Raw genomic sequence first — 12,516 nt, 5'->3', positions numbered from 1 at the left:
CGCACCTCAGGGCGAAGCCACTGCGCGGCAACACCGACGACAACGGCCCGACCCGCAGGAGCGGATCGGGCCGTGGGGCAGGATTCGGGCTAGGGCGCGACGATGTCGTCGTCGTCAGAGGCGCCGAAGCTGGTGAACGCGGTGTGCTTGGGCAGGCGGTAGGCCTCGCGGCCCAGCACGGTGTTGAGGATGCGTGCGTTGCGGACCGCGCCGATGTCGAGGTTCGGGGCCGAGACGCCGTGTGCGTGCTCCTCGGCGTTGGCGACGAAGATCCGGTTGGTCAAGGGATCGTCGGTCTCGATCTCGTGGTTGGCGCCGATCACGAGGCGCCCCCGCGAATCGCGGTGCAACGCAGACTCGATCGGGGCGAGGAAGTCTGCCTTGCGCGCCTGATAGCCCGTGCTGGCGATGACCATGTCGGTGGTGTGGGCCAGCTCGGAACCGGTGTCGAGGTGCCGGCCGCGAACACGCAACCTGCCGTCGGCGAGCGTGTCGAGACCCTCGACCTCGACCGAGATCCGCAGCTGCACCGGATTGAGCTTGTCCTGCAGCTGGCGTCGGTACAGCAGGTCGTGCAGCCGCTCGAGGGAATCGGTGGAGATGCCCTTGTGGAACTGCCAGTGCTGCGGGCGAACGCGGTCACGCGCGGCCTCGGGAAGGCTGTGGAAGTAGTCCATGTAGGCCGGCGTGGTCATCTCCAGCGACAGCTTCGTGAAGTCCAGCGGAGCGAACCACGGTGTGCGCGTCCACCATCGGACGGCGGGACCCCCGCGCAGGTTGGCCTCGAGGAGATCGATGACGATCTCGGCGCCCGACTGACCCGAACCGATCACCGTCACGGTGTCGGCGGCGAGGGCCTTCTCCTGGTTGAACAGGTAGTCGGAGCTGTGGACCACCGCCGGCGAATCCGACGAGAGTGCCTGCGGGACGAAGGGTTCGGTCCCGATGCCGACCACCACGTGGCGTGCGATGACCGTCGAGGAGCCCGTCGGAGTGTGCATGGTCACCCGGAACGCATCGGCCTCGGCGTCCCATGTCACCTCGTCGACCGTGGTGCTCCATCTCAGCGAGTCGAGCCGGGACACACACCAGAGGAGGTACGCCTCGTACTCGATGCGGGTCGGGAAGAAGTCCTCGCGCACCAGGAACCGGTACATCCGGTCGATGTCGGCCATGTAGTTCAGGAACGACAGCGGATGGGTCGGGTCGACGAGCGTCACCAGGTCGGACAGAAAGCTCACCTGCAGGGTGGCGTCGTCGAACATCAGGCCCGGGTGCCAGCGGAACTCGTCACGCGAGTCGACGACGAGGAGATCCACGTCGTCGAGCGTCGAGGCCAGCGCGGCGAGGCCCAGATTGAAAGGGCCGCAGCCGATCGCCAGTACGTCTACGTTCTCAACAGGGGTCATTCGGACACTCTCACCATTTCTTCACTGTGCGTTTCCGCGCCGGGCGCGGCGGTGCCTTCGGACTCCACCTCGAGGGCGACGCGCAGGAGCTCGTCGAACAGCTCGTCGATGTCGCTCTCCGAGGTCTCCGGGTTGAGGAGGGTCAGCTTCAGGCAGGTCTGCGGCTCGTCCTCGCCCGGCACCCGCACCTGGGTACGGCCGATGAGGGCCTTGCCGTCGGCGATCAGCCGACGCCGCAGTTCCCCGTTGACCGTATCGAGATCGGTGCAGCGGTAGCGGAACACGACGGTGGTCAGCGTGACCGGCGCGATGAGTTCGAGCTGCAGCTCGGTGGCGACTCGCTGCTCGGCGTACACCGCGAGATCGTTGCACCGGTCGAGCATCTCTCCCAGGGTGCGGCGCCCGTAGGCGAGCAGGGTCGTCGCGACCTTCAGAACATCGGGACGTCGGGTCGTCTGCAAGGTCTGACCGAGGAGGCCGCTGTATCCGGCCTCCACGTCGTCGTCGGGGTTGAGGTAGGCCACCGACCGGTTCAGGGACACGAAGCGATCCGCGTCGGACAGGAGCATGAGGCTCGCGGCGGCCGGCTGCCAGCCGACCTTGTGCAGGTCCAGGGTGACCGAGTCGGCGCGCTCGACGCCGGTGAGCAGACCAGCGAGGCGATCGGAGAACAGCGAACCGAATCCGTAGGCGGCGTCGACGTGCAACCAGATCTCGTGACGCTCGGCGATGTCGGCGATCTCGCCGAGCGGGTCGACGGTGCCGAAGTCGGTGGTGCCCGCGGTGGCGACGATCGCCAGCGGGGTGGCCGCGCCGGACTCCCGGATCGCCGCCTCGAGGGCCTCCGGGATCATCCGGTGCTGCGAGTCGACCTCGACCGGGATCACCGCGGTCTCGCCCAGTCCCAGTGCCGCACAAGCACGGTGGACCGAGAAGTGAGCCACACGCGAGCAGAAGACGACCGGACGCTGCAACGCCCCGACTCCGTCGTGACGCACGTCGACACCTCGGCGTGCGGCAGTGTGATCGCGCGCGATCATCAGCGCCAGCAGGTTCGAGATCGACCCGCCGGGGCTGAAGACACCGCCGGCGTGTTCGCCGAAACCGGCCAAACGCGCCAGGGACTGCACGGTCCACGTCTCGAGCGCGAGCGTGGCCGGACCCGAATCATAGGTGTCGAGTGAGGCATTGGTCGCCGATGCCAGCGCGTCGGCGGCGACCGCCACCGACAGGGGAGCGGGTTGCAGGTGCGCGGCGGCCATCGGGTGTGTGAGGTCGAGGCCGAACTCGGCCACCAGGCGAGCGAGTCGGGTCAGCGCCTCCGATTCGCCGATCCCGTTCTCCGGGATTCCGTGCGGACCGAGCAGTGCTGTCACCCCGCCCAGCACCGCGACGGGATCACCGCTGGGCAGCGGGGCGCCGTGGTGGTGGTCGCTGACCGCGGCGGCGATCTCGGCCAGGCCGCGTCCGACGTCGGCCCACCCGTCGCCGGGACGGGCGAATCGCGAGACACCCCAACTGGATCGGCGATCTTCGGACACTGGGTTCCCCCTTGTTGACTCTGGCGCTCGGTGGCGCGGCGGCACGCCGGTCATCCGGCGCTGCCCTTCTGCGGAGCGCGCTCGTCGAGGACCTCGAGGAGCGCGGAGACGGAGTGGTGCAACGACGTCGGGATCAGGTCGACGAGTGCGGTGAGTACCGCGGTGGCCCGGTCGGCCACCGCGTCGGGAACGATCCCCGGCTGATGATCCACCTCGACGTGGGTGCTGTCGTCGTCGGCCTCGAAGGCGATGGAGAGCGGGTAGTTGGCGATCCCGTTGAAGACCGAGTGGCAGGTGACCGGTGCGTCGGCGGGTTGCGGGATCCCGCGCAGGGGCGCGGGCCGGACCGAGGCCATGATCTCGATGACGGGGAATCGACCACCCTGCTGCCGCAACGCGGTGAGGATCGGCCCGAAATCGGTGCCGGAGTGTTCCATTGCCCGGTAGATCACCGAACCCGCATCGCGGAGGGCCTGTTCGACGGTGTCGTCGGGGTCGATGCGGAATCGCATCGGGATGATGTTGCCGCAGTAGCCGACATCCTGCGGTGACTGTGCCCGTCGCCGGTTGTCGGCCGGTACCACGAGGACGTGGTCGGCCGCGCCGGTCAGCGCGAACGCCGCGAGTGAGCAGACCCCGATCAGCAATGCATTGGGTGTCGCCCCGACGATCTGGGCGACCCGCCCGAAAGCGGTCAGCGAGTCGGCCGCGACCGGGGCGGCGACCTTGATGCCGTCGCGGTCGTCCATCGGCGACAGCCAGCTGTCGGCGGCGCTCTCCGTGGGCAGCTCACCCGTGAGCGGGTAGCGGACGTCCGCAGCGGCCCAGGTCGCGAGTGCGTGTCGGACCGCGTTGTCCGTCGCATCCGCCGCGGCAGTGGGATCGGTTGTCTCCGGGCGGGTTTCGGCGGTGATGTCTCCGGGCCAGGAACCCGACACCAGGGTGCCGAGGAGCAGTGGCCACGAGGTGTCGTCGACCGCCAGGTGGTGGACCACCAGGATCATCGTGACGTCTCCGTCCGACCCCGAGACGCGCAGCCGGAGTGGCACTTCCGAGCGAAGATCGAACGGGGTCCGCGTCAGGGCGGTCGCCGCGGGATCGGCATCGACGCCGGTGCCGATGCCGCTCGCAGCCGTCTCCGAGAGTCCCCAGGTCCACACCGTTCCCGATGCGTCCCACGATCCCGAGCTCGACACGGCGCGTCGACTCGGTGTGCCCGCGTCGTCGGTCTCGACCACGGAGCTCAGCACCCGGAATCGCTCGACGAGCAGTTCGGCGGAGGCGACGACCGAACTCAGCGTCCGGCTCCCGCCGAACCCCAGCACGAGTCCGATGTTGTGCGACACCGAGTCCGGGTCCAGCTCGTAGATCCGCCACATCCGACGCTCGGCGGTCCCGAACTCGCCGAACGGTACGGCTGTGTCCGGTGCGTCGGCGGAGCGAGCGGGACTGATGTCACCCGCCTGCGCGATCCGACGGCGCAGCAGTGTGAGTCGCTCTTCGGTCAACGCGGGCATGGTTCCCTCTCGGTCGACGGGGCGGCGGACGGCGTCGACGCCGCTGCGGACATGGCGTGCAATGCGTCCCAGTCGCGGACGACCTCGACCAGCTGGCCCGCCGCCCACCGCGGCGCCTGGTCCTGGAAATGATCGGAACGGGGGTCGCCGCTCACGCCCAGCGGGACGATCCAGCGGCTCGCGTTCCGGTCGGAGAGGTCCCACACATAGCGGGCCGCGGCACCGGTGATGCACAGGTGCGTACCGACCGCCGCGGCGTTGGCGAAGACGCTCTCGGCGTCGCCGGCCAGCGGGAGCGGCGTCGGACGCAGGGTCGCGAACAGGTCCGGATACTGCGGCGATGCGCCGACCAGGTCGAATCCGTGGATCGGTGCCAGCCGGTGGACGCTGCCCCAGGTGGGTGTGGCACCGAAGGTGGCGACCCGGGCCACCACGGCGTCGAGGGCGGCGACCGCCACGGCCTCGATGTCGATGCCGATCCCCGCCGTGTTGGCGACGACCGAGGTCAGTGCGGTGGCGAGGCGCGGTTCGGGAACGAACCACGGCTGGAACACCGCCGGGAAGCCGTGCGGCCCGCGCAGCGGGGCGAGGATGTCGGTGTTCGCCACACCGAGGACCAACTGGGTGCGGAACTCGGCATACAGGTAGGCGTCGGTGCTCTCGGCCTCCATGGAGCGGTCCCAGGCGACCAGTCGCTGCCGGACCTTCTCGGCCTCGTCGCTGTCGGCTCGCACGCGAGACAGCAACTCCTGGACCACCTTCGCCTGCTCGAGCCGCACGTCGGAGTGGATGTCGGCACAGTCCGCCGGACTCACGGACGTGAGCTCGTCGAGCAGTACCGCGATGCGGTCGGCGCGGAACGGTTCCACACACTCGCTCGTGAGCGGTTGCAGCGCAGGCACATCCGACATGCGCTGGTTGGCGGTGACGGTGATCGGGTTCCGAAGTGTCGCGTCGAAGTCGGGATCGCCGAGCGAACCCCGCTCGTATCCTCGCCACTGGTAGCGCTCGTCCCAGCCGGGTACCGGCAGCCAGTAGTTCTCGGGTGCACGGACCGGCACCCGGCCGGCCACGTGGGTGGCGACGGTGCCGTCGGCATGGCCGATGACTGCCCGGTTGACCGGTTCGACCCAGTTGGCCAGCGCCGCTTCGACATCGGCGACGGTCCGCACGAAGAGCAGATCGAGCGGCGCGTCGAAGGTGACCTCCTCGGAGAGCAGCGGAGACCGCATGCTCATCGCGAACGCGTCCTCGGGACCGCCGAAGACGACGGCACCGTTCGGAGTGGTGATCACCTGCACCGCCACGGGTTCGGCGTCCCGGACCAGGATCGTCTCGGTGCTGACCCCGGCCGGCACCCGGGTCCCGCCCGGCACCTCGACCAGGAGCGTGCCGGCATCGTCGCGCGTCAACCGCTCGAGGTACAGATCCTGGTAGTCACCCATCGCGTTCGTGATGCCCCAGGCGATGTCGTCGCCCTGGCAGAAGTGGGGGACCCCAGGAACGCCGGCAAAGGCGAACCCGGCCATGTCGAATGCGTCCGAAGGACCGGTCGAGGCGAGATGGAACTGCTGGTAGATGCCCGGAAGTTCGAGAAAGCGATGCGGGTCGCCGGCGACGATCGGCGCACCGGTCGAGCTGCGTTCCGCGGAGACTCCCCACGCGTTGCTGCCCGACATCGGGTCACCGAGGTCGACCGCGGGGGATGGCTCCTCCGGGGACGCCGGCCGGGTGATCGCCAGGATCTCGTCCAGGAATGCCTCGTCGGGCATCGCGGGCATCGTGGGATCGGTCTCCCGTGTCTCGAAGTCCCAGAATCGCAGGGCATCCAGACCGAGCGTGCGGCAGGCGTGCAGGCGGAACAGCTTGGTGGTGAACCGTCCGAACAGTACGTGGTGCATGATGAACACCGAGATCGGTGTCCACGGCCGCCACGGTTGTGGCCGATGCGCTAGTGCCTCGAGTTCCGGTGCGGCAGCGGAGGTCTCGGGGTCGTCGAGCGTGCTGTTCACCCCGGCGGCATAGGCGGTGACGAGATCGCGGGTGCGGGTCGACGATGCCTCGAAGATCCGTTTGGCCGCGGCGTCGAGCTGGGCTCGGCGGGCGAAGGTGTCCCACTCGATGCACGAGGCTCCGAAGACCTCGGCGGTGCGTCCCTCGGCGCGCAGCCGCATGAACTCGATCTGCCAGCGTCGGTCCTCGCCACATGCCCGGCCCTGACCGTACAGCGCGCCCGCCGGCGTCGTCGCGCGGACGTGCGGGATGCCGTGCCCGTCTCGCAGGATCTCCACGTCCGGGTGTCCGCTGGTGTGGGTTGCGGTCATGTCGGTCACCGGTCCCTGTGCGATGCAACCGGATTGGCGAGCCGGTGACCGGCGTCGATCAGTGAGGCATAGGAGTCCTCGATGTCGACCATGCGCTTGTTGTTGCGCAACTGCAGACCGTTCATGTGCACCGCTCCGAACTCCGGTGCGAACAGGTCCCAACGGGTGAGACGGTCCTCCAGTTCGGGATGGGCGGCCACGAACTCGCGCAGGCTCTCGCCGACAAGTGACCAGAACTCGTCGTCGTCGACGAGGCCGTGTGTGTGCAGGACCTCGGCGAGCGGGCGCAGGAAGTCGTCGAAGACATCCGACAGGACACCCAGGTTGCGGATCTCGTCCGGCTCGGTGGTCCGGACACGGGCGCAGCTCTCGGGGAGTCCCTCCGCCTTCCCGAACACCGACACCTCCTCGCCGATGTCCTTCAGGATGGCGCGCACCGGAATGCCGTCGGCGAGAACCAGGATGAGGTTCTCACCGTGGGGGGAGAACTTCAGCTCGTACCGGTAGAGCAGGTAGGCGATGGGATGCAGATAGGTCCGCAGGTAGCGGCGGACCCACTCGGTCGCCGGGACTCCCGAACGTTCGATGAACGCGCCCACCAACGGCTCGCCCAGGTGATCGACGTGCAGCAGCGCGGCCATGGTCGACAGTTGCTCGTCGGCGGCGGTCAACGGCACCGGACTCTGGCGCCACAGCGCCGACAGGATCTTGCGGTACTCCGATCCCGGCTGGGTGATCGGCGTGAAGGTCGGGCTGCGGTAACCGATCGCGGCGACCTCGAAGATCATCTCGAAACCGATCGCCGCGAGGTACTGGTCGTCGGCGACGAGTCTGCGGACCCAGTTGTTGATGAGCGGTGTCGTACGCATGTAGTCGGCCGACATCCCGCGTGTGAACCCCATGTTCACGATGGACAGCGCGACCTTGACGTAATTGCGGGTCGGCGTGGTGGCGTTGAACACCGTACGGATCGACTGCTGGGCCTGGTAGAGGTCAGGACTCGTCCCCACCTCGACGATGCGCCGGCCGGCGATGTCGGCGGAGTACAGCTTCTGTACCTTCTCGACCCACTGCCAGGGGTGGACCGGCAAGTACCGGTAATCCGCAGGGTCGCAACCGGCTTCGACGAGCGCGGCGTCGAAACCCGCCAGGGTCTCCGCGCCCAGCTCGTCGAGGAGCAACGCGTCGTAGTCGACATCGTCGACGGTGGCGACGTCACAGTCCTCGCGACGGGCGGCCAGCCAGACGAGGCGGAAGTGGTTGCCGACCTCGGGCGCATACCGCTCGATGTCCTCGGCACTGAATCCGAGACGGCCGGCGTTGGCGACGATGCACGGATGCCCCTCGGTCATCGTCGCCTCGATGGTCTGGAAGTCGGCGTGCGCGAGATCTGCTGCCGCGATGCGGCGTACGTCCGGACGCTCGGCACTGATGGCCAGGGTGTTGATGAACTCCTCGAGGTACTCCGGCAGCGCCTGGGGTCCGATGCCCACCAACGGTGCGAGGTCGACGATCATGGCGACCGCGTCGATCGGGAGTTCGGCGCCGTCCTGTACACGACGCAACGACGACTCGTCGATCGCCCAGCTGTCCAGGGCGAGACGATCGGCGCGGAAGTGGTACTCGGTGTGGCCGTCGGCGGAGGAGACGAGATAGCCGCCGTCTCCGGTCGCCACCGGATCGAGCGCCCGCTCGTGGGAGAATTCGGCGAGGATCTTCTTCGCGATCCTGGTGTGATACGTCTGGCGATGGCTTCGCGCACCCGACCCCCCGGCCGTGCGCACCGCGAACCCCTGCGTGGTCTCGATGTCCTGGAGAGTCAACGATCTACGCCCCCAGGTCCGTGACCTCGACCGGTCCGACAGACCTGCCGTTGTCGGTCACCGCGAGGAAATCGGCTCGGGTGCAGTAGCTCAGGTGCGCGGTCTTGTTCCCGACGGGGTAGTCCCCGTCGACCCGGAATCCCACGCTCGCGTTCAGGCGGTGCACGGCCTTGTTGCGGACGTCCGGCTCGACGACGACGCGGGCGGCGCCGACCTCGAGGATCGCGGTGCGCATGATGTGCAGCATCACCGCGCCGGTGAAGCCGGGAAGTGACTGTTCGGCGTGGGCGACCAGCAGATGCATGCCGATGTCGCCGTCGGCGGGCACGTAACCGCTGGCGGGGTCGGCGAGTTCACTGGTGGCCGGGTCGTAGAGCTCGAACAGGAACTGCGGGTGCCCGTCGTGGTAGCCCAGGCGCATTCCATAAGGCGTACCGGCCGTGGCCTCCGCCGAATCGCGAATCATCTTCTCCACGTCGGCGACTGAGCTGTCGAGCATGTCCCAGTACTTGGCCTTGGGATGGGTGAGCCAGCCGTGGACGGTCGCGGCGTGCGACACGTCGTCGAGATCGACCGAGTTCAGGTCGTAGGTCGGTGCGGAGGAAATGGTCATGATGCCTTTGCTCTGGGAGATGGTCTGGCGTTGTGGGCGTCAGGTGTGCCGGATGCGGTCAACTGCTCGCGATCTCGGCCTCCACCTGTTCGTCGGTGAGGTGCATGACGTCGAGGAAGGTCTGCGCCACGAAGGCCGCCCGTTCCCCGTCGAGTTCGGTCAGACGCCTCGCGAGACCGGCGATGGTTCGCTCGGTGAAGATGTCGGCGACCGAGAGCCCGGGCGCGTCGAGCCACTGGCGCGAGAGCGCTACCACCCGGGTGGCCTGGACCGAATCGCCGCCCAGGGAGATGAAGTCCTCGGTGACACTCACCGGCGGGGTGGGCAGGACTTCGCCGAAGATCAGCGTGAGTGCCTCCTCGACGGGGCCGCGCGGCGCGACCGCCTCGATCGGGTCGTCGTCGGTACGGGTGCCCGCGGCGATGGCCTTGCGATCGTGTTTGCCGTTCGGCGTCAGCGGGAACCGGTCCAGAACCGTGATGGATCGCGGGACCATGTGCGGCGGAAGGGTTTCCGACAACCGGGCGCCGAGGTCGGCGTCGTCGTCGGTCGATCCGGCGGTGAGCACGACCGCGGCGCGGAGGTCGCGGCCGTCGGACCAGGCGACCGCCGAGCCCACACCGGACAGACCCAGGAGGCCGGCCTCGACCTCGCCGAGCTCGACACGGTAGCCACGGATCTTGACCATGTGGTCGGCGCGACCCAGGAAATCGAGGAAGCCACCGGGCAGGTAGCGCGCGAGATCGCCGGTGCGGTACCAGCGTTGGCCCTCATGTTCGACGAATCGGTCGGCCGTGCGGTCCGGATCGCCCCGGTACCCGTCGGCCACTCCGGCTCCGCCGATCCACAGTTCGCCGGGGACGAGGTCGGGACGATCGCGGCCGGCGTCGTCGACGACTCGGCAGCGCACGCCGCGCAACGGTATCCCGTACGGCACGAACGCCATTCCCGCCGGGACGGCGTCCGCTTCGCAGATCGTGGAGTGGATGGCCGTCTCGGTGGTGCCGCCGAGGCCCGCGACCCGGCAGTCGGGCAGTTGCGCGGCGACGCGCTCGAGCAGTGACACGTCGACCTTGTCGCCGCCCATGATGACCATCCGCAGTGATGCGGGCAGGGGCGCGAGGTCCAGGAGCATGCCGAGGATGGACGGCACGCAGTTGAGGACACTCACCGAGTGCTGGGTGAGCAGTCGCGCCCAGTCGTCGACCTTGGTCTGCTCGTCGTCTCCCGGTACGACGACGGCACCGCCGACGGCGAGCAGACCGAAGATGTCGAAGACGGAGAGGTCGAATTCCAGCGACGACACCTGCAGGCTGCGATCGTCGGCTCCGATGGCGAACCGGTCGACGAGGTCGGTGATGGTCGCGACCGCGGCGCGATGCGGAACCTGCACCCCCTTGGGCAGTCCGGTCGAGCCGGAGGTGAACAGGACGTAGGCGAGGTCGTCGGCAGTCACCGCGACCGGCTCGATCGGCTCAGCGAGCCGGGCGTCGTCGAGCGCGAGTACGACGCTGTCGGTGGATGCCCAGCCGGCGGGGTCGGCGGTGAGAACCGCGGCCGGAGTGGCCACGTCGACGATCCGCTCGCGTCGCGCCCGGGGCTGCGTGGGGGCGATCGGGACGTAGGCTGCGCCGGCGGCGAGAACTCCGAGTGCCGCGACGACCTGATCCCCGCCCTTGGGCAGATGGACGACGACCGTGTCGCCGGGCCCGACGCCGGCCGCGACGAGTGTTGCCGCGACGCGTCGTGCCTCGTCGGCCAGTTCGGCGTGGGTCCACGAACGTGCGTCGGACACGACAGCCGGTGCGTCGCCCCGTTCGGCGGCCCGGGTGAAGAAGGTGCTGTGCAGGGTGCCGTCGAAGGTGTCGGTGACTGGCAGCGGGTTCTCCACCGAAAGTCGCTGGGCGCGAACCTCGGCGGTGATCGGATCCGGTGCGGGCACATCCCATTCGCCGTCGACGAGCAGCCCGAGGAGGCGGACGTAGTGGTCGAACATCGAACGTGCGGTGGTGAGTTCGAGGTCGGAGGCGCGGACGTCCCAGTTGAGGAGGAGACCGCCGGCCACCTCGGTCACCTGGGCGTCGAGGAGGACCTGCGGACCCTGCGAGACGATCCAGGACGGATCGCCCAGCACGTCGGTCGCCTGCTGGGAGAACAGGTCGCCCAGTCCCAATGCGCTGGTGAACACGATCGGGGAGACGACCGGCTCGCCGCGGTGGCGGCTCAACTCGCGCAGCACGTCCAGTCCGCTCATCGAACCGTGGGCGGCGGCCTCGTGCATCGACGACCGCATCGACCGCGCTCGCTCGGCGAGCGTGGCCGGCTCGCTCAGGTCGACGCCCACGAGGATCGACGAGGTGAAGTCGCCGACCACCTGCTCGACGTCCGGATGGATCTGGGGGCGGTCGAACAAGGGCACGGTGAGCAGGAATCGCGATGTGGCCGAATGCGTTCCGACGGCCTCGGCGAACACCGCGGCGACGGCGGCCGCGGGGGTGACCCCGCGACGGTGCGCGTGCTCCTCGAGCCGCTTCCAGTCCGAGGCGGACACGGAGTGATGGAGGCGGACACTGTGCGGCTCGACCTCGCCCCGCGCCGCGCGTTCGTCGAGCGGGAGCTCGGGCGGCCCGGGCAGCGTGGGAATGCGTTCGCGCCACCACGTCACGTCGTCGTCGAGGGTCTCGCGGGAGGTGCGGTCCGCGGTGATCGTCGCGAAGGTGACCCCGAGCTCGGGCAGCGTCTCGCCGCGGTACAGGCGAGCGAGGTCGTCCACGAGGACGCGGTAGCTCATCGCGTCCGCGGCGATCATGTCCACGTCGAGGTGGACACGGGTCGCATTGCCCGGCAGGAGACTCAGTTCGGCGCGGATGACCGCCCCTTCGTCGACCGGTAGCGTGCGGTGTGTTCCGTCGGTGCGCTTCGCCGCCAGGATCTGTTCGACCATCTCCGTCGAGTGGCTTCGGAGGTCGTGCACGGCAATGGCTTCGGGGTGCGCCGGCCCGATCTCCTGGGTGCCGTCGGGGTGCACGCGGACACGCAGCATCGGGTGGCGTTCCATCAGCGCGGACATGGCCGAGGCAAAGCGTTCGGGGTCGACGTCGGAACCGTCGAATTCGATGTACAGGTGGGCGGCGACGTTGCCGAAGGCGTGGCTGTCCGATCGCCCGATCCAGTAGGCGTGCTGCATCGGAGCGAGCGGGAAGGGGCCCGCGGTCGCTTCGGGCAGCGGCGGCGCCGTGTCGTCGGCGGCCGGCGTCGGGGCGCCGCCCAGAAGTTCTGTCCAGGCGGT

At 68.9% G+C, this 12,516-nt stretch carries 7 protein-coding genes; all 7 read right to left on the bottom strand.

Going from position 1 to position 12,516, the window contains the following annotated elements:
* Positions 1–89: 89 nt before the first annotated feature.
* Positions 90–1,409 (bottom strand): lysine N(6)-hydroxylase/L-ornithine N(5)-oxygenase family protein, encoded by a 1,320-nt coding sequence (locus AMD30_RS21070; RefSeq protein ID WP_010844749.1) that lies wholly within the window; start codon positions 1,407–1,409, stop codon positions 90–92.
* Complete coding sequence (locus AMD30_RS21065; RefSeq protein WP_055476976.1) at positions 1,406–2,950, bottom strand: pyridoxal phosphate-dependent decarboxylase family protein; 1,545 nt, start codon at positions 2,948–2,950, stop codon at positions 1,406–1,408. The genes AMD30_RS21070 and AMD30_RS21065 overlap by 4 nt, the downstream gene beginning before the upstream one ends.
* 50 nt (positions 2,951–3,000) lie before the next feature.
* A complete protein-coding gene (locus tag AMD30_RS21060) occupies positions 3,001–4,467 on the bottom strand; it encodes a condensation domain-containing protein (protein ID WP_055476975.1) in 1,467 nt (488 codons plus the stop codon).
* Entirely contained in the window at positions 4,455–6,791 is a 2,337-nt protein-coding gene (locus AMD30_RS21055) for a penicillin acylase family protein (protein WP_055476989.1), read from the bottom strand. The genes AMD30_RS21060 and AMD30_RS21055 overlap by 13 nt, the downstream gene beginning before the upstream one ends.
* Before the next feature lie 5 nt (positions 6,792–6,796).
* On the bottom strand, positions 6,797–8,614 hold the full coding sequence (locus AMD30_RS21050) for an IucA/IucC family protein (RefSeq protein WP_055476974.1): 1,818 nt from the start codon (positions 8,612–8,614) through the stop codon (positions 6,797–6,799).
* 4 nt (positions 8,615–8,618) lie between these two features.
* Positions 8,619–9,227, bottom strand: coding sequence for a GNAT family N-acetyltransferase (locus tag AMD30_RS21045; RefSeq protein WP_055476973.1), 609 nt, complete (start codon positions 9,225–9,227; stop codon positions 8,619–8,621).
* A gap of 58 nt (positions 9,228–9,285) precedes the next feature.
* Positions 9,286–12,516, bottom strand: a 3,231-nt coding sequence (locus AMD30_RS21040; RefSeq protein WP_055476972.1) for a non-ribosomal peptide synthetase, incomplete at its 5' end; no start/stop codon positions are given.

Origin of the sequence: Gordonia sp. HS-NH1, from assembly GCF_001418765.1 — a bacterium.
In the GTDB taxonomy this organism is placed as follows: Bacteria; Actinomycetota; Actinomycetes; order Mycobacteriales; family Mycobacteriaceae; genus Gordonia.
The sequence above is the reverse complement of the archived record's forward strand: the minus strand, read 5'-3'. Positions and strand labels throughout refer to the sequence as shown.